At 66.4% G+C, this 26,719-nt stretch carries 28 protein-coding genes; 17 read left to right on the forward strand and 11 right to left on the reverse strand.

Features of this window, described 5'->3' with window-relative positions; translation table 11 throughout:
* Positions 1-76: 76 nt before the first annotated feature.
* The 5 genes from thiO (at position 77) to AC1DS5_RS16145 (ending at position 3,850) form a co-directional block, all read left to right on the forward strand.
* On the forward strand, positions 77-1,138 hold the full coding sequence (thiO, locus tag AC1DS5_RS16125; RefSeq protein ID WP_477719259.1) for a glycine oxidase ThiO: 1,062 nt from the start codon (positions 77-79) through the stop codon (positions 1,136-1,138).
* Entirely contained in the window at positions 1,135-1,353 is a 219-nt protein-coding gene (gene thiS / locus AC1DS5_RS16130; RefSeq protein ID WP_477719260.1) for a sulfur carrier protein ThiS, read from the forward strand. Before thiO ends, thiS begins: the two co-directional genes overlap by 4 nt.
* A gap of 130 nt (positions 1,354-1,483) precedes the next feature.
* Positions 1,484-2,299 carry a thiazole synthase gene (locus AC1DS5_RS16135; RefSeq protein ID WP_477719261.1) on the forward strand — a complete coding sequence of 272 codons (816 nt, stop codon included), beginning with the start codon at positions 1,484-1,486 and terminating at the stop codon, positions 2,297-2,299.
* Positions 2,300-2,533: 234 nt separating this feature from the next.
* The gene (gene thiE / locus AC1DS5_RS16140; RefSeq protein WP_477719262.1) at positions 2,534-3,181 is read left to right on the forward strand and encodes a thiamine phosphate synthase; all 648 of its coding nucleotides are present in this window, start codon (positions 2,534-2,536) and stop codon (positions 3,179-3,181) included.
* Positions 3,182-3,253: 72 nt separating this feature from the next.
* Positions 3,254-3,850, forward strand: coding sequence for a hemerythrin domain-containing protein (locus tag AC1DS5_RS16145; protein ID WP_477719263.1), 597 nt, complete (start codon positions 3,254-3,256; stop codon positions 3,848-3,850).
* Positions 3,851-3,895: 45 nt separating this feature from the next.
* On the opposite strand, the gene AC1DS5_RS16150 is transcribed toward AC1DS5_RS16145, so the two are convergent.
* The 6 genes from AC1DS5_RS16150 to AC1DS5_RS16175 form a co-directional block, all read right to left on the reverse strand.
* Positions 3,896-5,068, reverse strand: a complete 1,173-nt coding sequence (locus AC1DS5_RS16150) for a M20 aminoacylase family protein (protein ID WP_477719264.1) — start codon at positions 5,066-5,068, stop codon at positions 3,896-3,898.
* Positions 5,062-5,550 carry a helix-turn-helix domain-containing protein gene (locus tag AC1DS5_RS16155; protein WP_477719265.1) on the reverse strand — a complete coding sequence of 163 codons (489 nt, stop codon included), beginning with the start codon at positions 5,548-5,550 and terminating at the stop codon, positions 5,062-5,064. Before AC1DS5_RS16155 ends, AC1DS5_RS16150 begins: the two co-directional genes overlap by 7 nt.
* Positions 5,551-5,814: 264 nt before the next feature.
* Positions 5,815-6,318 carry an Lrp/AsnC family transcriptional regulator gene (locus tag AC1DS5_RS16160; protein ID WP_477719266.1) on the reverse strand — a complete coding sequence of 168 codons (504 nt, stop codon included), beginning with the start codon at positions 6,316-6,318 and terminating at the stop codon, positions 5,815-5,817.
* Positions 6,319-6,361: 43 nt separating this feature from the next.
* On the reverse strand, positions 6,362-7,762 hold the full coding sequence (locus tag AC1DS5_RS16165) for an aminotransferase class III-fold pyridoxal phosphate-dependent enzyme (RefSeq protein WP_477719267.1): 1,401 nt from the start codon (positions 7,760-7,762) through the stop codon (positions 6,362-6,364).
* Positions 7,763-7,931: 169 nt separating this feature from the next.
* Entirely contained in the window at positions 7,932-8,858 is a 927-nt protein-coding gene (locus AC1DS5_RS16170) for a 2-hydroxyacid dehydrogenase (RefSeq protein ID WP_477719268.1), read from the reverse strand.
* A 156-nt stretch (positions 8,859-9,014) separates the two neighbouring features.
* Positions 9,015-9,914: a GNAT family N-acetyltransferase gene (locus AC1DS5_RS16175; protein ID WP_477719269.1), complete on the reverse strand. Its 900-nt coding sequence runs from the start codon at positions 9,912-9,914 to the stop codon at positions 9,015-9,017.
* A gap of 389 nt (positions 9,915-10,303) precedes the next feature.
* Here AC1DS5_RS16175 and AC1DS5_RS16180 point away from each other — a divergent pair, with 389 nt between their 5' ends.
* The 5 genes from AC1DS5_RS16180 to AC1DS5_RS16200 are packed head-to-tail and all read left to right on the forward strand — an operon-like array spanning position 10,304 to position 14,769.
* Entirely contained in the window at positions 10,304-10,972 is a 669-nt protein-coding gene (locus AC1DS5_RS16180) for a haloacid dehalogenase type II (RefSeq protein WP_477719270.1), read from the forward strand.
* A 55-nt stretch (positions 10,973-11,027) separates the two neighbouring features.
* On the forward strand, positions 11,028-11,387 hold the full coding sequence (locus AC1DS5_RS16185; RefSeq protein WP_477719271.1) for a cupin domain-containing protein: 360 nt from the start codon (positions 11,028-11,030) through the stop codon (positions 11,385-11,387).
* A 26-nt stretch (positions 11,388-11,413) separates the two neighbouring features.
* Positions 11,414-12,697 (forward strand): NAD(P)/FAD-dependent oxidoreductase, encoded by a 1,284-nt coding sequence (locus AC1DS5_RS16190; protein ID WP_477719272.1) that lies wholly within the window; start codon positions 11,414-11,416, stop codon positions 12,695-12,697.
* Between the two features lie 27 nt (positions 12,698-12,724).
* On the forward strand, positions 12,725-14,353 hold the full coding sequence (locus AC1DS5_RS16195; RefSeq protein WP_477719273.1) for an ABC transporter substrate-binding protein: 1,629 nt from the start codon (positions 12,725-12,727) through the stop codon (positions 14,351-14,353).
* Between the two features lie 59 nt (positions 14,354-14,412).
* Entirely contained in the window at positions 14,413-14,769 is a 357-nt protein-coding gene (locus AC1DS5_RS16200; protein WP_477719274.1) for a cupin domain-containing protein, read from the forward strand.
* Between the two features lie 84 nt (positions 14,770-14,853).
* On the opposite strand, the gene AC1DS5_RS16205 is transcribed toward AC1DS5_RS16200, so the two are convergent.
* A complete protein-coding gene (locus tag AC1DS5_RS16205) occupies positions 14,854-15,771 on the reverse strand; it encodes a LysR family transcriptional regulator (protein ID WP_477719275.1) in 918 nt (305 codons plus the stop codon).
* Positions 15,772-15,894: 123 nt separating this feature from the next.
* Between AC1DS5_RS16205 and AC1DS5_RS16210 the strand changes: the two genes are divergently transcribed.
* From AC1DS5_RS16210 to AC1DS5_RS16220, 3 genes are read left to right on the forward strand one after another with little or no spacing between them, the layout of a single operon-like run.
* The gene (locus AC1DS5_RS16210) at positions 15,895-17,073 is read left to right on the forward strand and encodes a DSD1 family PLP-dependent enzyme (protein ID WP_477719276.1); all 1,179 of its coding nucleotides are present in this window, start codon (positions 15,895-15,897) and stop codon (positions 17,071-17,073) included.
* Entirely contained in the window at positions 17,073-17,912 is an 840-nt protein-coding gene (locus AC1DS5_RS16215; RefSeq protein WP_477719277.1) for a GNAT family N-acetyltransferase, read from the forward strand. Before AC1DS5_RS16210 ends, AC1DS5_RS16215 begins: the two co-directional genes overlap by 1 nt.
* A 23-nt stretch (positions 17,913-17,935) precedes the next feature.
* Positions 17,936-19,213 carry an NAD(P)/FAD-dependent oxidoreductase gene (locus AC1DS5_RS16220; RefSeq protein ID WP_477719278.1) on the forward strand — a complete coding sequence of 426 codons (1,278 nt, stop codon included), beginning with the start codon at positions 17,936-17,938 and terminating at the stop codon, positions 19,211-19,213.
* A 118-nt stretch (positions 19,214-19,331) separates the two neighbouring features.
* Here AC1DS5_RS16220 and AC1DS5_RS16225 read toward each other — a convergent pair whose 3' ends face one another.
* Genes AC1DS5_RS16225 through AC1DS5_RS16240 form a run of 4 tightly spaced genes read right to left on the reverse strand, consistent with a single transcriptional unit; the run spans position 19,332 to position 22,363 of the window.
* On the reverse strand, positions 19,332-20,720 hold the full coding sequence (locus tag AC1DS5_RS16225; RefSeq protein ID WP_477719279.1) for an FAD-dependent oxidoreductase: 1,389 nt from the start codon (positions 20,718-20,720) through the stop codon (positions 19,332-19,334).
* Positions 20,710-21,018 carry a (2Fe-2S)-binding protein gene (locus AC1DS5_RS16230; RefSeq protein ID WP_477719280.1) on the reverse strand — a complete coding sequence of 103 codons (309 nt, stop codon included), beginning with the start codon at positions 21,016-21,018 and terminating at the stop codon, positions 20,710-20,712. The genes AC1DS5_RS16225 and AC1DS5_RS16230 overlap by 11 nt, the downstream gene beginning before the upstream one ends.
* Entirely contained in the window at positions 21,008-22,147 is a 1,140-nt protein-coding gene (locus AC1DS5_RS16235; RefSeq protein WP_477719281.1) for an NAD(P)/FAD-dependent oxidoreductase, read from the reverse strand. The genes AC1DS5_RS16230 and AC1DS5_RS16235 overlap by 11 nt, the downstream gene beginning before the upstream one ends.
* Before the next feature lie 9 nt (positions 22,148-22,156).
* A complete protein-coding gene (locus AC1DS5_RS16240) occupies positions 22,157-22,363 on the reverse strand; it encodes a hypothetical protein (RefSeq protein WP_477719282.1) in 207 nt (68 codons plus the stop codon).
* Between the two features lie 310 nt (positions 22,364-22,673).
* Between AC1DS5_RS16240 and AC1DS5_RS16245 the strand changes: the two genes are divergently transcribed.
* From AC1DS5_RS16245 to AC1DS5_RS16260, 4 genes are all read left to right on the forward strand, one after another.
* The gene (locus tag AC1DS5_RS16245) at positions 22,674-24,293 is read left to right on the forward strand and encodes an ABC transporter substrate-binding protein (protein WP_477719283.1); all 1,620 of its coding nucleotides are present in this window, start codon (positions 22,674-22,676) and stop codon (positions 24,291-24,293) included.
* 55 nt (positions 24,294-24,348) lie between these two features.
* A complete protein-coding gene (locus AC1DS5_RS16250) occupies positions 24,349-25,062 on the forward strand; it encodes a cupin domain-containing protein (protein WP_477719284.1) in 714 nt (237 codons plus the stop codon).
* Positions 25,059-25,721, forward strand: a complete 663-nt coding sequence (locus AC1DS5_RS16255) for an aspartate/glutamate racemase family protein (RefSeq protein WP_477719285.1) — start codon at positions 25,059-25,061, stop codon at positions 25,719-25,721. Before AC1DS5_RS16250 ends, AC1DS5_RS16255 begins: the two co-directional genes overlap by 4 nt.
* A gap of 248 nt (positions 25,722-25,969) precedes the next feature.
* Positions 25,970-26,713, forward strand: a complete 744-nt coding sequence (locus tag AC1DS5_RS16260) for an ABC transporter substrate-binding protein (protein WP_477719286.1) — start codon at positions 25,970-25,972, stop codon at positions 26,711-26,713.
* Positions 26,714-26,719 lie beyond the last annotated feature (6 nt).

Consider the following 26,719-nt stretch of genomic DNA (forward strand, 5'->3'; position numbering starts at 1 on the left):
TTGTTCCCTCTCCTTTCCTCTTCTTCTGGAGAGGATTAAGGTGAGGGAGTGAGGCAGAAAGGCTGAAAACACCATCATGAAAACTCCCCATATCGGCATCGCAGGCGCTGGTCTGGCCGGCCGCACGCTGGCCTGGCGCCTGCTGCGCGCCGGCTGCCGCGTGAGCCTGTTCGACGCGCGCCTGCGCGATGACCAGGCCACCGCGTCCATGACGGCGGCGGCCATGCTCTCACCGCTGGCCGAGCTGGCGGTGTCGGATGAGGTGGTGTTTGCGCTGGGCCAGCGGTCCATGCAGCTGTGGCCGAGCTGGATCGCGGAGCTGGCGGCCACGGGCGCACCGCCGGTGTATTTCCGCCAGCAGGGCACGTTGGTGGTGGCGCACGCCCCCGACCAGGCCTCGCTGGAACACTTCACGCGCCTGCTGCACCACAAGCTGCCCGAGGCCTGCCGTGCGCAGGTGCACACGCTCGACAGCGCGTCGCTCGCGCGGTATGAGCCGGCGCTGGCCGGGCGTTTTGGCGGCGGCCTCTTTCTGGAAAGCGAAGGCCAGCTGGCCAATGACCAGCTGATGGCGGCACTGGCGGCGCAGATCGATGCGCTGGGCTGCCGCTGGCATGAAGGGCAGCGGGTGGACCGCCTGACGCCGCATCTCATCAGCTGCGCCGGCGCCAACTACACCGTCGATGTGGCGGTGGATGCCCGCGGGGTGGGCAGCCAGGCGGCATGGCCGCAATTGCGCGGCGTGCGTGGCGAAGTGCTCACGGTGGAATGCCCGGGCGTGACGCTGCAGCGCCCGGTGCGCCTGATGCATCCGCGCTACCAGCTTTATGTGGCACCGCGCCCCGATCACCTTTTTGTGGTGGGCGCAACCGAGCTGGAGTCGGAAGACACCGGCGCCATGACCTTGCGCTCCATGCTGGAGTTGGGCAGCGCCCTGCACAGCCTGCACCCGGCCTTTGGCGAGGCACGTGTGGTGCGGCTGGCGGCGGCATTGCGGCCGGCGCTGGACGACCATCGCCCGGCGGTGGCCTTGCGCGACGGTGTCTGGCATATCAACGGCCTGTACCGGCATGGCTATCTGTGTGCGCCTGCGCTGGTGGAGGAACTGGTCCATCAACTTCTGGAGAGCCCGGCATGACGGTGATGAACGCTCTTGAAATTTCACTCAATGGCAAACGCGTGGCCACCGAGGCGCCCACACTGCAGGCGCTGCTGCTGGCGCAGGGCTACCAGTTGCAGGGCGCTTTTGCCTGTGCAATCAACAACGCCTTTGTACCGCGGCCGCAGTGGCCCGAACGCGCCTTGCAAAACGGTGACCGCATTGACGTGATCACTCCGATAGCTGGAGGCTAGATGGAACACCCCCGCCGGATGCTCACTGCGTGTAGCACCTTCCCCCCTTGCAGGGGGCGACACCTGCGGCCTGGCAAAGCCAGTTCCGCGGTGTCTGCTGGTATGGAACCGCATCGATGGAGTAACTGACATGAAGACAACCCCATCCGCTATTGCGCACGGCAGCCCCTGGACCGTCGCCGGCGTCACGCTGTCCAGCCGGTTCTTCCTCGGCACCTCGCATTACCCGTCGCCGCAGGTCCTGAGCGAGGCCGTGGCGGCCTCCGGCACCGAGGTGCTGACCGTGGGGTTGCGCCGGCTGCAACCCGAGAGCGGTGGCGGCAACAGCTTCTGGCAGCGCATCCAGGCGCTGGGCTGCCACATGCTGCCCAACACGGCGGGCTGCCACAGCGCCGAGGAAGCCATCACGCTGGCGCAGATGGCTCGCGAGATTTTCGGCACTCCGTGGATCAAGCTGGAGGTCATAGGCGACGACTACACGCTGCAGCCCGACACGCAGGCCACCCTGCATGCGGCCAGCGTGCTGGCGCGCGAAGGCTTTGCGGTGTTTGCCTACACCACCGATGACCTGGTGATTGCCCAGCGCCTGCGCGACGCCGGCTGCGCGGCGGTGATGCCCTGGGCCGCACCGATTGGCACCGGCCGCGGGCCGCTGAACCCCTATGCGCTGGAAACGATGCGCCGCCGCCTGCCCGATGCGGTGCTGGTGGTGGACGCCGGGCTGGGCCGGCCCTCGCATGCCGCGCAGGTGATGGAACTGGGCTTTGACGCGGTGCTGCTCAACACCGCGGTGGCGCAGGCCGGTGACCCGGTGCGCATGGCGCGCGCGTTTGCCGATGGTGTGGCCGCCGGCCGCGCCGCGTATGAGTCGACGCCCATGCCCGAGCGCGCTGCGGCGCAGGCCTCCACCTCGACTGTCGGTGTGCCGTTCTGGCATGCGCTCTGATGCCTGTCGGTCTTGCTCCTTCCCCCGCTGGGGGAAGGCAGGGATGGGGGCTCTGTGCACCGGCATCTCTTTCAAACAAGCGGCCCGTCGGCTTTGTTTCTCGGGGGGAGTCCGTTTTCCATCGGTTGGGGCATCTTGCCGCGCGTGCCCCCATCCCAACCTTCCCCCAAAGGGTGAAGGAGAAAAACCATCCGGCTCCTGACTTCTGATTTTGATTGTGAGTAACACCAAATCATGACTACTTCTGCCTTTGCTCCGCTCACCGGTCCCATCGGCTTTTACCCGGTAGTACCCGATGCCGCCTGGGTGCAGCGCCTGCTGGGCTGGGGTGTGCGCACCATCCAGCTGCGCATCAAGGCAGCGGACCACACACCGGCCGAGATTGAGCGCGAGGTTCGCGCGGCGGTCGAAGCCGGGCGCGCCGTGCCGGGCGCGCAGGTCTTCATCAACGACCACTGGCGGCTGGCGCTGCAGGCCGGCGCCTATGGCGTGCACCTGGGCCAGGAAGACCTGAGCATGGCCGAGGCGGACCTCAATGCTTTGCGTAACGCGGGTGTGCGCCTGGGCCTGAGCACGCACACGCCGGCCGAGTTGGCGCGTGCCCATGCGGTGCAGCCCTCCTACCTGGCGATTGGCCCGGTCTACCCGACCCTGCTCAAGGTCATGCCCTATGAGCCGGTGGGCCTGGAGCGCCTGAAAGACTGGGCGCTGCGGGCCGCACCTTATCCCGTGGTGGCGATCGGCGGCATTTCGCTGGCACGCTTGCCCGGTGTGCTGGCCTGCGGGGTGGATGGCGTGGCGGTGGTCAGCGCCGTCACGCAGGCGGCTGACCCACAGCAGGCCACCCGGGAGGCACTCGCCTTCTTTGACGCGACTGTTTGATGTGAATCAAGACGCGCCCTCCTGAGCGGTGGGATGCTGGGCTTCACTGAGTTTGTCCTGGGAAAGACGATCATGGCCTACGCAACCCTGCGCATTATTCGCGACGAGCACGCTGCCTTGTCCGCCGTACTCAAATCCCTGCTGATGATGCTGGATCGCGGGCCCGGCGATGCGCCGGAAACGTTTTTCGACGTGCTGCGCGCCATGCTGTTTTATGTTGATGAGTTCCCGGAGCGGCAGCACCATCCCAAGGAATCGAATTTGTTGTTTCCCAAGGTCGTGCGGGGCGCACCGGAGACGATGGAGGCGGTGGCGCGCCTGGAGCACGACCATATGAACGGTGAGCTGGCGGTGCGTGCGCTGCAGCACCAGTTGATCGCGTGGGAGCTGCTGGGCGAGGCGCGCCGGCCGGCGTTCGAGACAGCCGCGCGCGCGTATGTGGCGTTTTACCTGGAGCACATGAAGCTCGAAGAAACCGTGATCCTGCCGGCGGCCGAGAAAACGCTGACTGCCGCCGACTGGCACGAGCTGGACGCCGCCTTCGGCTCCAACCGGGACCCGCTGGCCGGGTCCTGCCCGCATGACACAGCCTATGACCGCCTGTTCACCCGTATCGTCATGAAAGCCCCCGCACCCATCGGGCTGGGGCCTTCTGCCGTCAACGCCTGAAAGCGCACATCAGGCCGCCTCGCAAGGCTTGAAACTGGCTGCGGCTTAAGGTTTTAGCGCCAGCTCGGCGACGGCGCAGAACCAGCGCACGCCCAGGCCCAGCGCCGCATCGTTAAAGTCATAACGCGGATGGTGCAGCGAAACACTGCTTTCATCACCGCTGCCCTGGCCCAGCCAGAGGTAGGCGCCGGGGCGCTGCTGCAGCATGAAACTGAAGTCTTCCGAGGTGAAGGCCGGGTGCGCCGCCACACTGGCTTGCAGGCCGGCATCCGTGGCGGCCTGCAGCGCCAGACCGGCCTCAGGCGCGCTGTTGATCGTGGCCGGGTAATAGCGGGTGTACTTGACCTCAATCTCGGTGCCGGTGGCCATCGCAACGCCTGCTGCGGTCTGCCGCAGCGCGGCCTCGATGCGGTCTTGCGTGGCGGCGTCGAAACTGCGCACTGTGCCGGTCAGGCCCACGCTGGGCGGCAGCACATTGTGCGACTGGCCGCCTTCAATGCGTGTGACCGACAGCACCGCCGACTGGCCCGGGTCTATACGCCGCGAGACGATGGTGTGCAGCTGCGTGACGAGCGAGCTTGCCGCCAGTATTGCGTCGGGTGTGTGCTGCGGCTGCGCCGCGTGGCCGCCTCGCCCGCGAACCGTGATGTCAAACCGGTCGGCCGCCGCCATGATGGCGCCGGGCCGGGTTTGCGCGCTGCCCAGCGGCAGGTCCGGCCAGTTATGCAGCGCATACACCGCATCACACGGGAAACGCTCAAACAGCCCGTCATTGATCATGGCGCGCGCGCCGCCATGGCCTTCTTCAGCGGGCTGGAAAATAAAATTCACCGTGCCCTCAAAACCGCGTGTGCGCACCAGCTGTCGCGCCGCGCCCAGCAGCATCGCGGTATGGCCGTCATGGCCGCAGCCGTGGTGAATGCCGGGCTGCGTGCTGGTGTGCGCCACGCCGCTTTGTTCGCTGATGGGCAAGGCATCCATGTCGGCGCGTAAACCCACGCTGTTCCGTCCGCTGCCGGCGCGGAGCACGCCGACAACACCCGTGCCGCCGATACCTTCGTGCACCTCCAGCCCCAGGTCGCGCAGGGCCGAGGCGACGATGCCGGCTGTCCGATGCTCCTTGAACGCAAGCTCCGGATGCGCGTGCAAGTCATGCCGCAGCGCGACCAGATCGGGCACCAGGTCCGCAATTTCCTCCGTCATTGGACGGCTTAGCATGCCGTCCGCGGCTGGCCGGCGGCCATGAAGTACTGCCCGGGCGTCATGCCGAACACGGTCTTGAAGTGCCGCGAGAGATGGCTTTGGTCATAGAAGCCCGCCTCGCTGGCCGCGCTGGCGACCGGCATCCCCTGCCGGATCAGGGCTTGTGCGCGTGCCAGGCGGAGCCGGCAAATGTAGCGATGCGGGGCAACACCCACCTGCTGGCGAAATACGGTGGCGAAGCGCCATATGCTGAGCCCGGCGAGATCGGCCAGCTCCGATAGCGTCAGCGCCTGGTTGAGGTTCTCGTTGATGTGCCGCAGCACACGCTGGATCGCTGCGGCCGAGCGGGCAGGCGCCGGGATGCGGGGAGGAGGGTTCATGCTGCAAGCGTAGGCCAGCCCCACCGGAGATGGCACCGGAAACGGGCGCCGGCGCAGCAGCAAATGTCGAATCGGGTCGGGCTGCGGCAAAAGCTGCGGCCCTAAGAACGTGTTCACGGTCTATTTGGGGCCGCGCTGGGGAGCAATCGGGATGAGTTGGCTGTCAACGCCCGCAGCATGGGCTTGTGCCCATGCAAGGGTGATGGCAGGCAAATCGCCCGATTTCTCCCCAACCCGAAGGGCAGCTGTCTTTTCGGGCAGTCTGGGGTGTTGCGACTCTTGCCAATAGCCAGCTATTGGCGGCGAGCCGCGCCTACCAGCCCCTCCCGAAAAGGCAGCTGCGCGGCCCCAAATAGACCGTGAACACGTTCTAAGCCCCGCTCAAACGTGCGGCTGCATCAGCTGCTCGATCGGGTAGTAGTTCTTGACGAACGGTGTTTTGATCACGATGTAGCTGAAGTATTTTTCGATGCCGATGTTGGCCTCCAGCAAGCCTTCGATGATCTCCTGGTAGTGGTTCACACCGCGTGTGACGAACTTCAGCAGGTAATCGTAGCCGCCGCTGACCAGGTGGCACTCCACGATCTCGTCGATCGGGCGGATGCTCATCTCGAACTTGACGAAGTCCTCGCGCCTGTGGTCCTGAAGCGTGACCTCGGTGAACACCAGCAGCGTGTCGCCCAGCTTCTCCAGCCGGATCTGCGCGCCATAGCCGGCGATATAGCCGGCTTGCTCCAGCCGCTTCACGCGCACCAGGCAGGGGCTGGGGGACAGGCCGACGGCGTCGGCGATCTCGACGTTCGAGGCGCGCCCGTTTTTTTGCAGGTGGCACAGGATTCGCAGGTCGAGGCGGTCAAGCTTGGGGTTGCCAGTGGAGGTATTCATCGTTAACCCCTTTTAAGCAAGTTCCACGCCCAAGTCAATCAGGTTAAGCCAGGGCGCGCCGCACTTCGGGCTGGTCGAGCACGGTGTCCAGGGTGCGGTTCAGCCGCTCGAACATCTGCTCGAACTCCGAGGGCGTGAAGCACAAGGCCGGCGCGAAACCCAGGATGCTGTCGCCGAAAGCGCGGAAGATCAGGCCGTTCTCGTAAGCTGCTTTGGCGATGCGGTCGGGCAGTTGCAGCGCGGGGTCGAAGCTGGCCTTGGTGTATTTGTCGCTCACCAGCTCCAGCGCGCCCAGCAGCCCGCGCGAGCGCGCGTCGCCCACCAGCGGATGGCGCAGCATGGACCGCAATCCCGCCTCGAAGTGGGACGCGACGCGCTGGCCGTTGGCGAGAATGCCGCCCTCTTCGTAGAGCCGGATGACTTCCAGCGCCACGGCGGCGCTCACCGGGTGCGCGGAGTAGGTGGCGCCGTGGCCCACCAGGGCACCGGCCGGCGTGCCGTCGGCAATGCCGGCGTACACGCGCTCGGACATGAGGAGCGCGCCCAGGGGCGCATAGCCGGAGGTCAGTCCCTTGGCGACCGTCATCAGGTCCGGCGACACGCCCTCGGCGTCGCAGGCGAACATCGGGCCGGTGCGGCCGAAGCCGGTGATCACCTCGTCGGCCACGAACAGGATGTCCAGCTCGCGGCAGGCTTCGTGCATGGCCTTGAGCCATCCCGCGGGCGGCACGATCACGCCGCCCGAGCCCTGGATCGGTTCGCAGAAGAAGGCCGCGACATTCTCCGCGCCCAGCGTGTTCACCTTCTCGCGCAACGCGGCCACCGAAGCCGCGATCACCGCTTGCGGATCACCGCCCACGGGATTGCGGTAGGGGTAAGGCGAGGGAATGTAGTGTTGCTCGGGGCGCGGCAGGTCGAATCCGCGGTGGAAGGCGGGCAGGGCCGTCAGGCCGGCGCCGGTGGAGGATGAGCCGTGATAGCCGCGTTCCAGCGCGATGAAGTGCTTTTTGCGTGGCCGGCCGGTGGCGTTGTAGTACTGCACGATGAGGCGCACGGCCGCATCAATCGCCTCGGAGCCGCCCAGCGTCAGGTACACATGCCCCAGCCCGGGCGGCGCGATTTCCACGAGCTTGGCGGCCAGGCGGATGGCCGGTTCGCTGGCGTAGCTGAAATAACCCGTCGCATAGGGCAGCTCGCGCATTTGGCGCGCGGCGGCTTCCACGACGCTTTCGTGGCCGTAGCCGATATTGACGCACCACAGGCCCGCGAAGGCATCGAGCAGTTCGCGGCCGTCGGCGTCGCGCAGCCAGGCGCCCTTGCCAGAGCGCAGCACCGTGGCGCCGCGCTGCTCATGGCCGCGCCAGTTGGCCACAGGGTGGATCAAATGCGCGCGGTCAAGCGCCACAAGCGAAGAATTAAGTGAAAGGGTTTTGGTGGACATCATGGGGACAAGCTTAGGCGCGAGTGCGCAGCGGGTGCTGCGGCTTGTCCCCCTTGCGCGCGCACGACCATGCTGTTGTTCGCGCGCGTACGGTAGAAGATTCTGCGGTTCTTGATGCCGGTGCGGGGGTGACGCAATCCGCGCCCCCCCGGCCAAGCCCGGGATGGCGGGCTCAGTACCCGCGCGAGCGGTCCACCACGCCTTCGAGCGGCAGGCCGACCTCGTATCGCCGCAGGTTGTCCAGCAGCGCTTCGGCCGCGGTCCCGGCCTGGGTTGCGCTCGCAATGTGGGGCGTGAGCCAGATGCGCGGATGGTCCCAGAACGGGTGGCCCTGCGCAGGCGGCTCCGGCTCGCAGACGTCCAGGACCGCAGCCGAGAGCCGATTGCTTTCCAGTGCGGCGAGCAGGTCCGCTTCCACCAGGTGGCCGCCGCGCGCGGCGTTGACCAGGCAAGCGCCTTCCGGCAGCGCGTCAAACACGCGCCGGCCGAGGATGCCGCGTGTTTCGGGCGTGAGCGGCAGCAGGCATACCAGGATGTCGGTGCGGGCCAGGAACTCGTCCAGCTCCGCCTCGCCGCTGTAGCAGCGCACGCCCGGCTCGTTGCGACGCGAGCGATTCCATCCCGCGCAGTCAAAGCCGAGCAGCCGCAACTGCGCGAGCGCCGCGCGCCCCAGCATGCCCATGCCCATCACGCCCACGCGCCGCGTGGAGGCCGGCTGCACGGGGTGCTGCTGCCATTGGCTGAGGCCTTGCTGCCGCAGGTACAGCGGCATCTCCCGGTGCAGCGACAGCACGGCCCAGCTGACGTACTCACACATGCAGGCGGTCAGGCCCGGCTCCACCATCCTGACCACTGTGAGCCCGGCCGGCAGCGCCGCGAAATCGAACTGGTCCACGCCGGCCCCCACCGAAAACAGGACCTCCAGGTTGGGAAGGGCCTCGGCGATGCGCGGCGGAGGCTCCCAGGCCGCAAGGAAGCGCACTTGCGCCGGGTCCCCGATCTCGGGCCAGGTCCGGAACGGCAACTGCGGCATCCTGCGCGCGAACTCCCCGGCCCACACGGCCCCGCGCTGCGCGGGGCCCTTGTACAAAAAAGTCATGTTAGTTTTCCATGCAATTCGGAATTACCGCGATCCGCGAATCGCGGCTGGCCGAAGCGAGGGCACGCGCGGAACCGGCTTTGCCGGGCCGCAGAGTGCGCCCCCTGAGGGGGGAGCAGGCTACACGAAGTGAGCCTGAACGGGGGTGGGCCATTCCTACCCCATGGCCTGGTTGACCAGCGCCCAGCCGCCGACGGCCGGGCCTCGCTCCAGCGGGCCGTTGCGCACCATGGTCGTGACCGTGTCCACCCGGGGCAGGCCCTGCGCTTCGAGCCATTCGGGCAAGCCGCTGGCGGCGTCCACATCGATGCGCAGGAACTTGCCGGCAAAGCGGCTGCACCAATGCCCGACGAGCGCCTGCGCGCTCGCGAGATCCGGCGCCACCACGGGGCCGACGGCATAGCCGCGCCCGAAGCGCCGCGCGACGGAAAACCCCAGGGCTTCGCCGCCGCGTGCCAGCACTACCGTCTGGCCTTCGGCCAGCAGCTGGCGCAGCATCGCTTCGCGCGGCATGCCGGCAGAACGGGCATCCAAGGCGACGAGTGCCTTTGCGTCATTGCGACCCAGTGGGCGCAGCCGCTCGCCCGGCGCGAGGGCCACCAGTTGCGCCGGCGCGGCCAAGCCTTGGTGCTGCCGGATTTCGCCGACGATCTCGAAGCCCATCCGTTCATACAGGCCGCGACCTTCGACCGTGGCGTGCAGTAGCACCGTGCGGTCTTCCAGCCCCGCCATCACCGCGTGCATCAGGTGCTGGCCCACGCGCTGCCCCTGCATCCGCGGCGACACCATCACATGGCCCACCGTCGCATGCTGCTTGCCCCAGGGCCAATGCAGCGCGGTGCCTACCAGTTCGCCGTCACGCAGCGCCGCCACGCCCTGGCCATGCGCCAGGCTGAACTGCCAGTCCTCCAGGCGGTGAGGCCACTGGAACTCGCGCGACAGCGCTTGTGCCGCCTCCAGGTCGTCCGCATTCAACCGCCGCACCGACACACCGTCGGGCAGGGGACGGCCCACCGCCGCAAGCGCAGCCTGTGGAGTGAAAACATGGTCGGACATAGAACTTCCCTTCAAAACGTCAATGGCGGTTTGGGGACGATGATGCTCGGCGCAACGGCCCCGCGGCTTGTACGATCTTGGCGCCGGCCACGTCCGCGCGAAGAACGGCACAAAGCGCCTGGAGCCCGCGGTACTCCGGATGAATGCTGCGTTCGCGCCGCGCAGAACCGCAACAACTGCGGCGGATGCTGCCTAGGATTGCTCCTATTGAACCACCGCGACAACAGGAAGCTTACCGATGTCCGTCGACTGCCGCCTACTCTCCGTGCCTACCGGCCGTTTCCCCTCCGTCGCCCGGCGGTGGAGGTCGGGCCGCGCCGCAGGCGTGCGCTGAGGGACTTCCCGGTCGCCTGAACCCTTTCTCCACTCCCCTACCAACGAGGCAAATCATGATCTTCAAACCCAAGTACATCACCTTCGACTGCTACGGCACCCTCATCTACTTCCGCATGCACGAGGTGGCGTACGCCATTGTGGGAGAGCAGCTGTCGCCCGAGCGCATGCAGCAGTTCATCAAGGATTTCAGCGCCTTGCGGCTGGATGAGGCGATGGGCGACTGGAAGCCCTACGACCAGGTGCTCAAGTCCGCGTGGGCGCGCGTCTGCAAGCGCCACGGGGTCACTTACCGCGAGGAGGACGGGCAGAAGTTTTACGACGCCGTGCCCACCTGGGGCCCGCACACCGACGTGCCGCATGCGCTCACGCGCGTGGGCAACAAGATCCCGCTGGTGATCCTGTCCAATGCCATGAACGAGCAGATCGACTCCAACGTCCGCAAGCTGGAAGCGCCCTTCCACAAGGTGTACACGGCGCAGGACGCCGGCGCCTACAAGCCGCGCCTGCAGGCCTTCGAGTACATGTTCGACCAGCTGGGCTGCTCACCGGACGACATCCTGCACGTGTCTTCCAGCCCGCGCTACGACCTGATGTCGGCCCATGACATGGGCATCAAGAACAAGGTGTTCGTCAACCGTGGCCACGAGCCCAAGCCCAACGAGTTCTATACCCACGTGGAGATTCGCGACATCAACGGGCTGCCGGCACTGGTCGGCCTGTAATCCGGCGCGCGCCTGACTTCCCGCTTTCATTCAATTGCAAAAGGACCCGATACAAATGAGCGAGCTCACTTTCTTCAAACTCGACGACCTCGGCCCTGGCCGTGAGAGCGGCCCCTTGCCCGAGCGCCTGATCGCCGGCGATCCGCGCTTCATGAACTGGGACGTGGAGCAATCGCCCGACGGCAAGGTGCGCACCGGCGTGTGGGAAATCACGCCCGGCACCATCCGATCGATCAAGGGCGGCGTCTGGGAGTTCTGCCACATCCTCTCCGGCGTGTCGGAGTTGATCGAAGACGGCAAGGAACCCATCCGCGTGCAGGCCGGCGACGCCTTCGTCATGAAGCCGGACTACGTCGGCAAGTGGCGCTGCATCGAGACCACGCGCAAGATCTGGATCATCTACGGCAGCGCATGAGCGCGGCCTCGCATCCCCCAGGCATCATGAAGCTCGAATCGTTCTGGACTGATAGCACGGCTGCGTTCGAAGGCCAGACCGATGCCTTGCCCGCCAAGGCCGACGTGGTGGTCGTCGGCGGCGGCTTCACTGGCCTGTCGGCGGCCCGTACGCTGGCCATGCGCGGTGCCCGCGTGGTGGTGCTGGAGGCTTCGGCCGTTGCGGCCGAAGCGTCCGGGCGCAACGGCGGCCATGTGAACAACGGCCTTGCTGTGGACTACGCTACCGTCGCGGCCCGCGTGGGCGTCGAGCGCGCGGCCGCCTGGTACCGCGCCTACGACAACGCGGTGGATACGGTCGAACGCATCGTGCGCGAGGAGGCGATTCCTTGCGATTTCCACCGCCGAGGCAAGCTCAAGCTGGCCTCGAAGCCCGCGCACTATGAGCAGCTGGCGCGCAGTTTTGAACGGCTGCGCCGCGAGGCCGACCCGCAGGTCGAGCTGGTGCCGCCGCAGCGCATCCACGAGGAGATCGGCTGCGACCGTTTCGCGGGCGGCCTGCTGTTCAAGAAGAGTGCCCAGATGCACATGGGCCAATTCGGCCGCGGATTGGCCGAGGCCGCGGCGCGGCGCGGCGCGCAGATCTACGACCACACGCAGGTGGAGCGGCTGCAGCGGCTGAACGGTCATGCGCACCGCGTGCACACCCAACGCGGCGCCATCGATGCGGACCAGGTGCTGCTGGCCACCGGCGCGACGCGCGTGGGTGCTTACTCCAGCTTCTCCTTCTGGCGGCGCCGCATCGTGCCGATCGGCAGCTTTATCATTGTGACCGAGCCGCTCGACCCCAGCGTCCTGCAGGCCCTGCTGCCGCAGCGCCGCACCTACACCACGACCGACACGCTGCACAACTACTTTCGCATCACGCCCGACCACCGGCTGGTGTTCGGCGGGCGTGCGCGCTTTGCGCTGTCCAGTCCACGCTCGGACGCCAAGAGCGGCCAGGTGCTGCGCGAGCAATTGGTGGCGATGTTCCCGCAGCTGCGCGATGTGCGCATAGCCTACTGCTGGGGCGGCACCGTCGACATGACGCAGGACCGCCTGCCGCATGCCGGCGAAACCGACGGCTTGTACTACTCCATGGGCTACAGCGGCCACGGCACCCAGATGTCGGTGCACATGGGCGAGTGCATGGCCCGGGTGATGGCCGGCGATGTGGCGGCCAACCCGTGGCGCGACAACCCCTGGCCCGCCATCCCGGGGCATTTCGGAACCCCCTGGTTCCTGCCCGCCGTGGGCCTGTACTACCAGATCAAGAACAAGTTCGCCTGACTTTTTTTCCACCGAGGAGACACAAAAATGACAAAACAAGAGCAGATAAGCAGCCTGATAGGCCCCGAAGAGAGCCATCGCATCATGGGCGAACTGCAGCGCGGCGCCAGCCGGCGCGACGTGCTGGCCATGCTGGCGGCCGGCGGCATGCAGGCCGCGCTGGCGGGCAGCCTGGCCTCGACGGCGGCCGCGGCGCAGGCGGCGGCCCCGCGCAAGGGCGGGCGCATCAAGGTGGCCGGGGCGACCGCCGCGCTCAGCGACACGCTGGATCCGGCCAAGTGCTCCAACCACACCGACTACATCCGCAGCTGCATGTTCTACAACGGGCTGACCTCCCTAGACGGCAGCCTGACGCCCCGGCCTGCGCTGGCCGAGGAGTTCAGCACCAAGGACGCCAGAACCTGGGTGTTCAAGCTGCGCCAGGGCGTGACTTTTCACGACGGCAAGCCGTTCACCTCTGCCGACGTGGTGTTCTCCATCCTGCGTCACAAGGATCCGTCGACCGGCTCCAAGGCCAAGGTGCTGGCCGAGCAGATCGAAGAGGTGAAGGCCACCGGCCCGCACGAAGTGACCATCCGCCTCGTGGCACCCAACGCCGACCTGCCGGCCATTCTGGGTACCTGGCACTTCCATATCGTGCGCGACGGCGTCACCGACGTGAACGCGCACATGGCGGGCATCGGCACCGGCCCCTACAAGCTCAAGGATTTCAAGCCGGGTGTGCGCTCGGTGGCCGTGCGCAACGACAACTACTGGAAGCCCAACCGCCCCTACCTAGACGAGATTGAGTATGTGGGCATCGGCGACGAGGCGGCGCGCGTCAACGCGCTCCTGACCGGCGAGATCGACCTGACCATGGCCATCAACCCGCGCTCGGTGGACCGCATCAAGGGCAGCGCCAAGCACGCGATCTTTGAGACCAAGGCCGGCCTCTACACCGACCTGATCATGCGCCGAGACAGCGCACCCGGCAGCAACCCGGACTTCGTGCTGGCGATGAAGCACCTGTTCAACCGCGAGCAGATGGTCAAGTCCATCCTGCTGGGCTACGGCGAGATGGCCAACGACCAGCCCATCCACCCCAGCGACCGCTTCTACTTCAAGGGGCTCAAGCAGCGGCCCTACGACCCCGAAAAGGCCAAGTGGCACGTGCAGAAGGCCAACCTCGGCAGCGCAGCCATCCCGGTGGTGGTGTCGCCCGCCGCCACCAACTCCGCGGAGATGGCCCTGGTTATGCAGCACGCCGCACGCCAGATCGGGCTGAACCTGGATGTGCGCCGCATGCCGGCGGACGGCTATTGGTCGCAGCATTGGATGAAGCATCCGGTGGGCTTCGGCAACATCAACCCGCGGCCGTCGGCCGACGTGCTGCTCACGCAGTTCTTCAAGTCCGACGCGCCGTGGAACGAGGCAGGCTGGAAGAACCCGAAGTTCGACCAACTGCTACTGGCCGCGCGGGCGCAACCCGACACGGCCAAGCGCGCGAAGATGTACGCCGACATGCAGGTCATGATCCACGAGGACGGGGGCATCGGTGTTCCGTTCTTCATGTCCAGCATCGACGGCCATACGAAAAAGCTCAAGGGCCTGTCGCCGATTCCGCTGGGTGGGTTGATGGGGTACAACTTTGCGGAGAACGTCTGGCTCGACGCATGAACACCAGCTGTCGCAGCTGAGCTCGCCACGTTTCTTTTTGTCCCAAGGACCCCAATTCCATGCCCAACAATCTTCTCGTCACATTCAAGCTCGACCAACTTGGCGAGCCGCGCGAATACCGGCCGCCCGCCGATCGCGTCATCGAAGGCGACATCGTGTGTCGCAGCTGGGATGTCGACAGTGCCAAGGACGGCAAGGTCCGTGCCGGCGTGTTCGAGTCGACCCCGGGGGTCAACCGCTCCATCAAGGGCGACACGTGGGAGTTCTGCCTGATCCTGTCCGGGGTGGCCGAGATCACCGAGGATGGACGGCCCCCGGTGACCTACAGGGCGGGCGATTGCTTCATCATGAAGCCCGGCTACACAGGCACCTGGCGCACGCTCGAAACCGTGCGCAAGGTCTGGGTCACGGCCTGAGGGTGCCAGCCCCCACGCTCACTGCGTTCGCTGCCCCCCGAGGGGGCGCAGCCCTCCTTGGGAGCGGCCCAGCGAAGGGCTGAGTCAGCGACCCGCCTTTCGCCGCCACGGCGGCGGCGAAAGGGCTTGGCGCAGCATGGCCAGAAAGGCCGTTGTGCGCGCGCTCCGTCCGAAGCGTGTCCCAAGCATGGCGATGACATCCGCGGCGGGAATTTCCCAGCCCGGAAGTACCCGCTTGAGCCGGCGGGCCGCCAGGTCGCCGGCAATATTCCACTCCGACCGGATCGCGACACCTTGCCCTGCGAGCGCCCAGTCGCGCACGACCGCCCCGTCATTGCTGCACATGGTGGGGTGGATGCGGATTGTCTCCGGCTCCCGGGAAGGGTGCAGGAAGCGCCAGAGGGTGACGTCCTCGTCGTTTTCCCTGACCACGAGGCAGCGATGCCGCATCAGGTCTGAAGGCGAGTGAATCGGTGCGGCCTTGGCCAGATAGTCCGGGCTGGCGCAGAGGATGCGCCGGTTCGGCGCCAGCGTCGTCACGATCTGGTTGAGGGATCCCGGCGGGCCGATGTGAATGATGACGTCGCTGGTCTCGACCGATTGCGCGCCCGGATGGTCGGAGAGGTCGAGGGTGACCGTCACGCCGGGATGGGTCCGTGCAAAAGCGTCGGCCACCGGTGCCACATGAACCCGGCCAAAGCCGTGAGGGGCGGCAATGCGCAGGTGCCCGCCGACCGCCTTCTTTCGATCGGCCAAGGCCTCGGAGAGGGCCTCCAGCGCATCGGCCACGATCATCCCGTGCGATGCAACGAGGGCGCCTTCATCGGTCAGGCTCATCTTGCGGCCGGACCGGTCGATCAGGCGGATTCCGATACGGGCCTCCAGCGCCTGCAAGCGCTGGGTGACGGCGGGCGGCGTGACGTCCAGCTTCCTGGCGCTTTCGGCAAGCGTCGCAGACTTGGCCAACACGTTGAAAAAGTGAAGATCGTCCGAGCTGATCATAAAGGGCAGCCTTAACTGTGAGTGCAGACTTGATTAATTGTAATCTGCATCAAACCGGCGCAATATGCCTGGAACGTGATCTGAAGCACAACTGGAGACAACACATTGGGAACAGCAATATCCATGGAACAGGCGCAAGAGCAAGAGCAAGCGCAAAAGACGGCAAGCACGCTGGATGAACTGGCGACCCCTTGCCTCATCCTCGACGCTGACCGCATGGAGCGGAACATCGCACGCTTGCGAGCCCGGCTCGACGGCCTTGGCGTGTCCCTGCGTCCGCATCTCAAGACAGCCAAGTCGGTGGAGGTCGCAAGGCGCGTCATGAGCTCGCCGGCCGGTCCCGCCACTGTTTCGACGCTCAGGGAGGCTGAGCAGTTCGTGGCGGCCGGCGTGCGGGACATCATCTACGCCGTCGGCATTGCGCCAGCCAAGCTGCCGCAGGTGCTTGGGTTGCGCGCCCAGGGCGCCGATGTTGCCGTGGTGCTGGATACCGTGGAACAGGCACAGGCCGTTGCGCAGGCCTCACGCGAGGCGGGAACGCGCATTCCGGCCCTCATCGAGATCGACTGTGATGGCCACCGCTCGGGCGTGCTGCCTGGCGACAGGCAGCGCCTTGTCGATATCGGCCGTGCCCTGGCGGACGGTGCGGAACTGCGCGGCGTGATGACCCATGCCGGCGGGAGCTACACCGCGCGCGGGGCCGAGGCCTTGCGACAGTGTGCGGAGGCCGAGCGGCGCAGCGTTGTCGACGCCGCCGCGATCCTGCGGGAAGCAGGGCTGGCTTGCCCCGTGCTCAGTGTGGGCTCCACCCCGACGGCACATAGCGCAACAGACCTTACCGGCGTGACCGAAGTGCGGGCGGGCGTGTTCGTGTTCTTCGATCTCGTGATGGCCGGGGTCGGCGTCTGCCAGGTCGAGGACATCGCCGTTTCGGTGCTCGCGACGGTGATCGGGCACCAGCGCGAGAAGGGATGGATCCTCATCGACGCGGGCTGGATGGCCATGTCGCAGGACCGAGGCACCTCCAAGCAGGCGGTCAACCAAGGCTACGGGCTGGTGTGCGACACCGCCGGCATCCCCTATGCCGACTTGATTGTTGGCGATGCGAACCAGGAACACGGGATCATCACGGTGCGGCCAGGCTCGAACGGGGTGCTGCCGGACCTCGCCATCGGGGACCGCGTGCGGATTCTGCCGAACCACGCTTGCGCCACGAGCGCCCAGCACCGGGGCTATCACGTCGTCCGCGGCACCTCCGGCAAGGTCGAGGCCGAGTGGCCGCGTTTCGGGGGCTGGCTGTGATGGATGACGTGGTCCTGGTGCCGTTCGCCAAAGCACACCTGGAAGGCGCCCTGAAGTTGTCGCAGGAGATGGCTTGGCCCTATCGGATCGAGGACTGGGATGTCGCGCTCCAGCTGGGCCAAGGGTTCGTGCTGCAGGACGACGCCGGCGATGTGATCGGGACAGCAGTCTGGTGGCCGTACGGCGAGGCCCATGCTTGCGCCGGGATGATCATCGTCGCGAAAGCCGCCCAAGGCCGCGGTTATGGTGCCCGGCTGATGGATGAGCTGCTGGCGGCGGCACACCCGCGCACCATCACCTTGAACTCGACGGCCGAAGGTCTGGCGCTTTATGAGCGCCGTGGGTTCGTGCCCATCGGTGTCATCCAGCAGCATCAGGGCGTTCCCAAGGAGCGCCATGAGGCGCCGCCGCCCAGCCTCGTCAGGGCGATGGCTGCGCCGGATTTCGAGGCGGTCGCGCGTCTTGATCAGCAAGCTACGGGCTGGGCGAGACAAGCGATGCTGCGCCGGCTCGTCGAGCTCGGCGACGCTGATGTGCTTCTGCGTGACGGCGTGCCCTGCGGCTACGCCATTTGCCGCCTGTTCGGCCGCGGCCATGTCATCGGTCCTGTGGTCGCCGAAAGCCCGTCCGATGCGCGCGCCTTGATCGAGGCCGCGCTCGCGCGCCTCGGGAGCGCGTTCGTGCGGGTCGACACCTCCGCCGCGCTGCAACTCGGGGAGTGGCTCGAGCGCATCGGCCTGCGGCAGGTCGATAAGGCCACCACCATGGTCCTCGGGACGCAGCTTGCATCCACCGGCCCGGCGTGCATGTTCGGGCTCGCCAGCCAGTCGTTCAATTAGACAACAATCATTCCAGAGGCGATATGAAGCTGACATCCTATTGGTTGGACACATCGGAGCCATTCAAGAGCGCCGACCCGGGGCCGGTGCAGGGCAGCTGCGACGTTGCAGTGATCGGTGGCGGCCTCACCGGTTCTTCGGCCGCGCTGGCGCTTGCGAAGAAGGGCGCACGCGTCGTGCTGCTGGAAGCGGAGACGGTCGGCAACGCGGCATCCGGCCGCAACGGCGGCATGTGCAACAACGGCTTCGCCCAGGACTACGGCATGATGTCGGCCAAACTCGGCAAGGACGTCGCGAACCGGCTCTACCGGGCTTTCGACGCCGGGGTCGACATGGTCGAGCGCCTGGTGGCCGAAGAGAACATCGACTGCAGTTTCGCGCGCGTCGGCAAGATCAAGCTGGCGGCCAAGCCCGAGCACTACGAGAAGCTGGTGCGCAGCCAGGAACTGCTGGCCGCCAACGTCGATCCCGACACGGCGATGGTGAGCCGCGCGGATCTGGCGAGCGAGGTGGGGTCGGACCGCTACTACGGCGGGCTGGTCTACCGCAAGGGCGCCGGCATGCATGTGGGGCGCTTCGTCCGCGGCCTGGCGGAAGCGGCGGCGCGGCGCGGCGCTGAAATCCACGAGCACACGCCGATGACGGGCCTGCGACCGGCGCCTGGCGGAGGCCACCTGATCGAAACACCGAAGGGCCGGCTCCATGCAAGCCAAGTTTTTCTGGCGAGCGGAACCTCGCAGACCGGGCCGCTGGGCTGGATCCGCCGCAGGATCGTGCCGGTCGGCGCATTCCTGATCGTCACCGAACCCCTGCCGACGGCGACTCTGGATCGGCTCCTGCCGAGGCGCCGGATGGCGGTCGATACGAAGAACCTGGTCAACTACTTCCGCACCACGCCCGACAACCGGCTGCTCTTCGGGGGGCGCGCCCGCTTTGCCGTCTCCGACCCGGCTTCGGACGAAAAAAGCGGCGTGATCTTGCGCGATGCACTGCACGACATCTTTCCCGAGCTCCGCAGCGCGCGCATCGACTATTGCTGGGGCGGCATGGTCGACATGACGCGTGACCGGCTACCACGCGCCGGCGAGCGCAACGGCATCTATTACTCCATGGGCTACAGCGGCCATGGCACCCAGATGTCGACCCTGATGGGGACGATCATGGCGGAGGTCATGGACGGACGCACCGACCTGAATCCCTGGAAAGACTTCACCTGGCCCGCCATCCCGGGCCACTTCGGCCCTCCCTGGTTCCTGCCGCTGGTCGGTGCGTATTACCGGCTGAAGGACAAGCTGTCCTGACGCCCCCCTGGGTTGTCATCCCGGGCTTGACCCGGGATCCATGCCTCGCCGGAGATGGCGTCGGCCAACGTGCGATGGATTGCGGGTCAAGCCCGCAATGACAAAGTGTGCGGGGGAATCAAAGTGCCGCCAGCTCTTCGAGCGTGATCGGCTTGATGGGAGGGCGGATCCGGTAGTGGCCGACCTCGGCCGGAGAGACGCCGCGCGCCTGCGCGATGACCTCGGTAACCGTGAGGCCGCAAAGGCGGCCCTGGCAGGGGCCCATGCCGCAGCGCGAGAAGGCTTTGGTCTGGCTCGGCCCCGTGCAGCCGAGCGCGACCATCCGGCGCAGCTCGCCAGCCGAGACTTCCTCGCAGCGGCAGGCGATCACGTCGTCGGCCGGCACGCGGTGCTGGAGCTTGGGACGGTAAAGCGTATCGAGAAAGGGCCGAATGTGCAGCTGCCGACGCAGTGCCGACCGCAGAATCTTGGCCTGGCGGTCGCGCTCGAGTTCTGGCAAGCGCCCCGCGCTGTGTGCTGCCGCCAGTGCGGCGAGCTGTCCTTGCAAGGCCGCCGCGGCGCCGCCCGAAATGCCACGGCCGTCGCCGGCGATCAGGAAGCCGTCCAGCGCGAGGCGGCCCCAGGCATCGGTCTGCGGCACCCAGCACAGCTGCTGGTCGTCCCAACGGTGCGCGAGCCGCAGCGACGCAGTGATCTGGTTGTTCGGCACCACGCCCTGGTGCAACAACACGAGGTCGGTCTGGACGCGGTGCAACGTGGCCCCAACACGAAAGGTTAGGGCCGTGGCCCGTTCGCCGCCTTCCACAGCGAGATCGGTTGCGCCGCGATAAAAGGGGATGCCGGCGCCCTTGATGCTGCGGATCAGGACTAGGCCTTTCCTAACGTCGCGCCATCCCGCCAGGGCGCCACCGACTTGGCGCAGAGCCCGCAGGTAGTCGCCGCGCTGCGTGGTGTCGACGATGGCGCCGATGCGCACACCGGCCCGCAAGTACTGCCAGGCCAGCAGGTACAGCAAGGGTCCGCAGCCCGCCAGCACGACGGGCTGCGACGGCGCGAGCCCGGCGCTCTTGAGAAGAATCTGCGCCGCGCCGGCGGTCATCACGCCGGGCAGCGTCCAGCCCGGAATTGGAAAGGGCCGCTCCATCGCTCCGGTGCACAGGATGACCTGGCCGGCCGTGATGGATTGGGATCGCCCATCCTTCAAGTAGTGAACGACGCGATCGCGGGTGACGTTCCAGACCGCCGCGCCGCCCACGTGCCGCGCGGTCGATTGCGCGAAGCGCTCGACCAGCGCCCGGCCGGCGGCGTAGTCGTGGCCGAGCACCTGCAGCCGATCGACGCCGGCGCGGCTCACGTCACGGTAGATTTGTCCGCCGGGATGCGCCTGCTCGTCGAGCAACGCGACCGACAGCCCCAGTGCGGCCGCGGTGGCGGCCGCTGCGAGACCCGCCGGGCCCGCGCCGACCACGGCGACGTCCACAACAGCATCGTCCGCGTCAAGCTGCATGGCGGGCGCCTTCTTGTGAGCGGATTTTCATGCCCGGTTGCACCGTCACGAGGCAGGCTTGGCGATTGGCCACGCCGTCGATTTCCAGCAGGCATTCAAAGCAGACGCCCATCATGCAGTAGGGAGCACGTGGCGCACCCGACACGGGTGTGGAGCGAAAGCGCGTCACGCCGGCCGCCAGCAAGGCCGCAGCCACCGAGCCTTGGCCAGGCACCGCTAGCGGGTGGCCGTCGAACTCGACGTCGATGAAGGCTTCGGTGGGGGCGGAGATCGGGCGAAAGAGCGGTTCAGTGGGCATGGTGGTGGTCCAGGGCCTGTGTCGGAGGGGCGGTGGGGAAGCGATCGCCCCGGAACGCGTCAAGCTCCTCGGGCGCGGCTGCGCCGTTGATCCACGGAGCGATGCGAAAGGCGTGGGCCGCGGCCAGGGTCACGCCGCTGTGGCAGGTGACGACGTACGCGCCCGGGCAGGACTTCGATTCCTGGTAGATCGGATAACCGTCGGGCGTCATCACCCGCAACGCGCCCCATACCCGAACCACGTTGAGCTGGCCGATCACGGGAAAACTGGCGATGGCGCGGCGCGCGAGCTCGGCCAACGTCTTGTTGGTCGTGCTGTCGTCAAAGCCCGCATCTTCCATGGACTCGCCGATCTGGATGCCGCCCTCGTCGGTCTGGCGGATATGGCCGGTGGGATAGTCGAGGATCTTTTCGCATCGCTCGGTGACGATCAATTGCCCGCGATTCGGCCGCACCGGCGCATGCAGGCCCACTTGCCCGGCCAGGCCTGCATTGCCCAGCCCCGCCGCCAGCACCAGCTTGGGCGCGCGAAACTGCTGGCCGCCGCTGTGCGCTGTGAACACGCCGTCCGCGTGCGTGATGCGCTGCACCCCGTGGCCCGTCTTGAGCATCACGCCTCGCTGGGTGCACGCACTGTGCAAGGCGCGCAGCAGCTTGAGTGGATTGACGTGACCGTCCATCGGCGAGTAGCTGGCGCCGATCACCGTCGGTCCGATGTGGGGCAATCGCTGCAGCAGGGCCGCGCGGTCCAGGATCTCGTACGGGTAGTCGCCGCCTGCTTCATCGCGCACGGCGGCAAGCCGCTCGCGCCGCGCCTCGAGTTCAGCCTCGGAAAAGCACAGGGTGAAAGCGCCCATCCGCTTGGCCTGGACATCGATGCCGGTTTGCTCCTGGAGTTGGGCTGCCAGCGCGGGCCACTGCCGGGCGGACTCCCGGGTCCAGCGGGCATATTGGGGAAAGCCGCGGCCCTTGCCGTGGACCCAGATCAGGCCGAAATTCCCGCGCGACGCGCGAAACGCATCGTCGCCTTCATCCAATACCGTGATGTTCTTGCCGGGCTGCGCCAGCCCGTAGGCCACTGCGGTGCCGACCAGGCCGCCGCCAATCACGATCACATCGCTAGCAAACATGTATTCCAATCATCGGGACATCCTGCAACACTCCATGGCCGGGGGAGCCATGTCGCGGCCAACCAAGGCGCGCGCAAAGAGATAGTCGTTGCGCACCCGGTCGCTCAACTGGTTCATGTCGACATGGCCCGCGGGATTGCATGGAAACGCGTAGCACTGCCCATCGACAAGGGACTGGAAGCGCAGCTCGTATTGCGGCATTGTCTGGTCGCTCATTTCAGGTCTCCTGCACGCCCTGCGTGTGTTCATGCAATCAAGGTGGGTTCATGCAAACAAGATTACGCCGCCTTCGCAGTACATGGCGTCGCATACGCGCGCAGGAGCAGCAGCAAATACCGGATGCGGCCTGGACGCGGCCAAAACTGCGGTGTGAACCCCGCCACCGTGCGGTACCGCCGCTGCAGCATTCCATTGTTTTGTTGCCCGCCAGGCAGCAAGTCGTGCCGAACGACAAATCCGTCCAATCGTCGGCAGCGCGCCGAGGATAACTTCGCGCACTAACTCAACCACCGAAAGGGCGAGATCCATGGAACACAACACGCAGTTGGGCGAACTGATCGGCCCGGAAGAAAGCCAGCGCATCCTGGGTGCATTGCATCGCGGCGCGAGCCGCCGCGATGTCCTTGCGTTGATGATGGCGGGCGGCATGCAGGCGGCACTCGCCGGCAGCATCGCGAGCGTCGCGGCCACGGCGCATGCGCAGACGCCGCGCCGCGGCGGCCGCATCAAGGTGGCCGGCGCGACGGCGGCCGTCAGCGACACGCTGGATCCGGCCCGGGGTTCCAACCACACCGACTACATCCGCGCTTGCATGTTCTACAACGGGCTCACCTCGCTGGATGGCAGCCTGACGCCGCAGCCCGCGCTGGCCGAGGAGTTCACAAGCACCGATGGGAAGGTTTGGGTCTTCAAGCTGCGCAAAGGCGTGACGTTCCACGACGGCAAGGCGCTCACGCCCGCCGACGTGGTGTTTTCGATCATGCGTCACAAGAATCCGGCGAGCGGCTCCAAGGCCAAGTCGCTGGCCGACCAGATCGAGGACGTGAAGGCCACCGGGCCGAGCGAAGTCACCGTCACGCTCACGGGCCCCAATGCCGATCTGCCCGTGATCCTGGGCACTTTCCACTTCCTGATCGTCAAGGACGGCACCACCGATTTCAACGCCGGCATCGGCACGGGGCCTTACAAGGTCAAGGAGTTCAAGCCCGGCGTCAGGTCGGTGGGCGTGCGCAATGAAAATTACTGGAAGCCGAATCGCCCGTACCTGGACGAGATCGAGTATGTGGGCATCGGCGACGAAACGGCGCGGGTCAACGCGCTGCTGACCGGCGAGCTGGACCTGATCGGCTCGGTCAACTCGCGCTCGGTCGATCGGGTCAAGGCTTCCAGCAAGCATGCGATCTTCGAGAGCAGGGCCGGCACGTACACGGACCTTGTGATGCGGCGCGACAGCAGCCCCGGCAGCAACCCGGACTTCGTGTTGGCCATGAAGTACCTGTTCAATCGCGAGCAGATGCTCAAGTCCATCGTGCAGGGTTATGGGGTGGTGGCCAACGACCAGCCGATCGACCCGACCAACCGCTTCTACTTCAAAGGCCTCAAGCAGCGTCCGTACGATGCCGACAAGGCCAAGTGGCATGTGCAGAAGGCCAACTTGGGCAGCACCCCCATTCCGTTGGTGGTCTCGCCCGCCGCAACCAACTCGGTGGAAATGGGGCTGGTCCTGCAGCACGCAGCCAAGCAGGCCGGCCTGAACCTGGACGTGCGCCGCATGCCCGCCGACGGCTACTGGTCGCAGCACTGGATGAAGCACCCGGTGGGCTTCGGCAATATCCTTCCGCGCCCCAGCGCCGATGTGCTCCTGACGCAGTTCTTCAAGTCGGATGCGCCCTGGAACGAAGCGGGCTGGAAGAACGAAAAGTTCGACCAGCTGCTTGTGGCCGCGCGCGGCGAAACCGATCTGGCAAAACGCACGCAGATGTACGCCGACATGCAGGTCATGATCCACGAGCAGGGCGGTATCGGCATCCCGTTCTTCATGTCCAACCTCGATGGGCACAGCAAGAAGCTCAAGGGCCTGTCGCCAATCCCGCTCGGGGGAATGATGGGCTACGCCTTCGCCGAACACGTCTGGTTGGACGCATGACCACTACCCCTGCCAAGTTTCAAGTGAAATCATCGCGCAATGCGCAGGAGCAATCATGACCGTGGCCCTAATGCTGCACCGTGCCGACGGCGCACCCGTTTCAACCTCTTTTCGCCGGGCGGCGTTCGGCAAGGACGACCCCTTTGCGCGAAATCGCGAAATAGCGTGGGAAGGACCCCAATCCATGATCGCGGGCCGAACCAGCTTCATCGGTGAGCTGGCAGTCGCAAGCTTTCCCCACATCGAAACCATCGTCGTGGCGGAAGGCGAGCTGACCCTGACAGCGGACGGGGCGGCCCCGCTGGTGCTCGGTCCCCAAGCGGGTGCCGTCATCGGGTGCGGTACGGCGCTTCGCATCCTGGCCGGATCGCGCGTGCGGTTTTCGTTTTGCGCGGCCGCTTGCGACAAGCCGACGAGGCGCGGCCTCACCCCTCTGCGCGCCGACGCCGACTTCAAGCCGTCCGCGTCGCTGCCGGCGGAGGTGCTCCTGGGCCCGGCCCCGCAATGCCGCAGCGACAACGTCTTCACCGACGACGGCGCGGAGTACCGTGCGGGCACCTGGGATTCCACACCGTACCACCGGATTGTTCGCCCGCATCGCGTGAACGAGTTCATGCATCTCCTGGCCGGCAGCGTGCGGTTTGCAACCCCGGATGGCAGCGTGCTGTCGGCGGGCGCCGGCGATGCGCTTTTCGTGCCTCAGGGCGCGCCGGTTGGATGGGAGAGCAGCGATCGCGTCGCGAAGTTCTACGTGATCCAAAGCGCATGATCCGTTCAGTCGCCTTCATTCACACCGTCGCCATGCTGGTCGAACGGTTTCGGCCGCGCTTCCAGAAAGAGTTGCCGAACACGCGCTGCTTCCACATGCTGGACGAGAGCGTCCTGCAGGACCTGCTGCGTGATGGGCCTTCGCCGGGGATCACGCGGCGCGTGGTCGGGCTGGCCACCCTCGCGGCCGACGCGGGCGCCGACCTGATCGTCTTTACCTGCTCGTCCACTTCACCTGCCGTCGACATCGCGCGCCATGTGGTGCCGGTGCCCATTGTGAAGATCGACGACGCCATGTATGGCCATGCCGCCAAGTCGGACGGCCGGGTCGGCCTGGTGTGCACAACGAAATCCACACTGGAACCCAGCCGTGGGTTGCTCGCCGAACACTCCGCAGCGTCCGGGACCCAGGTTCACGCCGAACCGCTATGGGTAGAGGGCGCCTTCGCCGCGCTGGCGGCCGGCCAGCGCGAAGAGCACGACGCCCTGGTGATGCAGGCCGCGCTCGCGCTAGCGCCGCGGGTCGACCGGCTGGTACTGGCGCAAGCCTCGCTGGCGCATCTGTGCAGCGAGCTGGAGACGCGAACCGGCAAGCCGGTGCTCGCCAGCCCGGAGTGGATGGTGGCGGATGTCGTGGGCCGCGTCACGGCGTCAGCTTGAGCATGGCGGCGCGCTGAAGCCGGCGCAGCACAACTTTTCAAGTTCCATGACAGTCGCAGTGACCCCGGCGCAAACACAAGATGCTGCCGAGCATCGAAAATGCGTCATTTTGTGCTTTCCGTCCCTCGACTATCAGGCTCATTCGCTGCTCGAGAGTCGCGACACTCAACTCCGGCATGACACGAATCAACGAAGTGCCAATCGGCAGGCGACGGGCGTCTGCCATCACAAAATAAGGAACAACCACCATGTGGATCAAGAGGACTCTCGTTACGATTGCCATGCTCGGCGCGGCTGCGGCCGCGCAGGCACAGACCGTCCTGAAGGTCGGCTCCACTCCGACCGGCGTGCCCTTCACCTTCCTCGACGCGAAGACCAACACCATCCAGGGCATGATGGTCGACGTCATCGAGGAGATCGGCAAGGACGCCGGCTTCAAGGTCGAGATCCAGCCGATGCCGTTTTCCACGCTGATCGCGGCGCTGACCTCGGGCAAGATCGACGTCATCTCGGCCGCGATGACCGGCTCACCCGAGCGCGCCAAGGTCGTTGACTTCAGCAAGAACGTCTACTCGTATGGCGAAGGACTTGTCGTGCCGGCCACGGACGCCACGGGCTATGCCGCCGTCGCGGACCTCAAGGGCAAGAAGATCGGCGGCCAGATTGGTACCCGCTATCTCGAATTCCTCAAGGTGCAGAGCGGAGCCGCCCAGGTCAACGCCTACGATTCGCTGGGCGACATCCTGCGCGACGTCTCCAATGGCCGCCTGGAAGCCGGCGTGGGCGACTACCCGATCCTCGCCTACAACCTTTCGCAGGGCAACTTCCCGCAGGTGCGGCTCGTCAAATCCTACAAGCCGGGAATGATCGGGCCGATCAACATCGCGGTGAAGCAGGGCAACAAGGAACTCATGGCCAGGATCGACAAGAGCCTGGAAACCATGCAGAAGGACGGCCGGCTCGACGCGATCCTGAAGAAGTGGGGCCTCTGAGCCCCA

This window comes from Polaromonas sp. P4_H1, from assembly GCF_056400945.1.

Coding starts and splice junctions, on each gene's coding strand:
- AC1DS5_RS16150 (WP_477719264.1), bottom strand. CDS start 5,068: ATGCTAAGCCGTCCAATGACGGAGGAAATTGCGGACCTGGTGCCCGAT.
- thiO (WP_477719259.1), top strand. CDS start 77: ATGAAAACTCCCCATATCGGCATCGCAGGCGCTGGTCTGGCCGGCCGC.
- AC1DS5_RS16175 (WP_477719269.1), bottom strand. CDS start 9,914: ATGTCCGACCATGTTTTCACTCCACAGGCTGCGCTTGCGGCGGTGGGC.
- AC1DS5_RS16145 (WP_477719263.1), top strand. CDS start 3,254: ATGGCCTACGCAACCCTGCGCATTATTCGCGACGAGCACGCTGCCTTG.
- AC1DS5_RS16225 (WP_477719279.1), bottom strand. CDS start 20,720: ATGCAGCTTGACGCGGACGATGCTGTTGTGGACGTCGCCGTGGTCGGC.
- AC1DS5_RS16235 (WP_477719281.1), bottom strand. CDS start 22,147: ATGTTTGCTAGCGATGTGATCGTGATTGGCGGCGGCCTGGTCGGCACC.
- AC1DS5_RS16190 (WP_477719272.1), top strand. CDS start 11,414: ATGAAGCTCGAATCGTTCTGGACTGATAGCACGGCTGCGTTCGAAGGC.
- AC1DS5_RS16240 (WP_477719282.1), bottom strand. CDS start 22,363: ATGAGCGACCAGACAATGCCGCAATACGAGCTGCGCTTCCAGTCCCTT.
- AC1DS5_RS16250 (WP_477719284.1), top strand. CDS start 24,349: ATGACCGTGGCCCTAATGCTGCACCGTGCCGACGGCGCACCCGTTTCA.
- thiS (WP_477719260.1), top strand. CDS start 1,135: ATGACGGTGATGAACGCTCTTGAAATTTCACTCAATGGCAAACGCGTG.
- AC1DS5_RS16195 (WP_477719273.1), top strand. CDS start 12,725: ATGACAAAACAAGAGCAGATAAGCAGCCTGATAGGCCCCGAAGAGAGC.
- AC1DS5_RS16180 (WP_477719270.1), top strand. CDS start 10,304: ATGATCTTCAAACCCAAGTACATCACCTTCGACTGCTACGGCACCCTC.
- AC1DS5_RS16185 (WP_477719271.1), top strand. CDS start 11,028: ATGAGCGAGCTCACTTTCTTCAAACTCGACGACCTCGGCCCTGGCCGT.
- AC1DS5_RS16215 (WP_477719277.1), top strand. CDS start 17,073: ATGGATGACGTGGTCCTGGTGCCGTTCGCCAAAGCACACCTGGAAGGC.
- AC1DS5_RS16165 (WP_477719267.1), bottom strand. CDS start 7,762: ATGATGTCCACCAAAACCCTTTCACTTAATTCTTCGCTTGTGGCGCTT.
- AC1DS5_RS16220 (WP_477719278.1), top strand. CDS start 17,936: ATGAAGCTGACATCCTATTGGTTGGACACATCGGAGCCATTCAAGAGC.
- AC1DS5_RS16170 (WP_477719268.1), bottom strand. CDS start 8,858: ATGACTTTTTTGTACAAGGGCCCCGCGCAGCGCGGGGCCGTGTGGGCC.
- AC1DS5_RS16200 (WP_477719274.1), top strand. CDS start 14,413: ATGCCCAACAATCTTCTCGTCACATTCAAGCTCGACCAACTTGGCGAG.
- AC1DS5_RS16160 (WP_477719266.1), bottom strand. CDS start 6,318: ATGAATACCTCCACTGGCAACCCCAAGCTTGACCGCCTCGACCTGCGA.
- AC1DS5_RS16135 (WP_477719261.1), top strand. CDS start 1,484: ATGAAGACAACCCCATCCGCTATTGCGCACGGCAGCCCCTGGACCGTC.
- AC1DS5_RS16260 (WP_477719286.1), top strand. CDS start 25,970: ATGTGGATCAAGAGGACTCTCGTTACGATTGCCATGCTCGGCGCGGCT.
- thiE (WP_477719262.1), top strand. CDS start 2,534: ATGACTACTTCTGCCTTTGCTCCGCTCACCGGTCCCATCGGCTTTTAC.
- AC1DS5_RS16230 (WP_477719280.1), bottom strand. CDS start 21,018: ATGCCCACTGAACCGCTCTTTCGCCCGATCTCCGCCCCCACCGAAGCC.
- AC1DS5_RS16255 (WP_477719285.1), top strand. CDS start 25,059: ATGATCCGTTCAGTCGCCTTCATTCACACCGTCGCCATGCTGGTCGAA.
- AC1DS5_RS16245 (WP_477719283.1), top strand. CDS start 22,674: ATGGAACACAACACGCAGTTGGGCGAACTGATCGGCCCGGAAGAAAGC.
- AC1DS5_RS16205 (WP_477719275.1), bottom strand. CDS start 15,771: ATGATCAGCTCGGACGATCTTCACTTTTTCAACGTGTTGGCCAAGTCT.
- AC1DS5_RS16210 (WP_477719276.1), top strand. CDS start 15,895: ATGGAACAGGCGCAAGAGCAAGAGCAAGCGCAAAAGACGGCAAGCACG.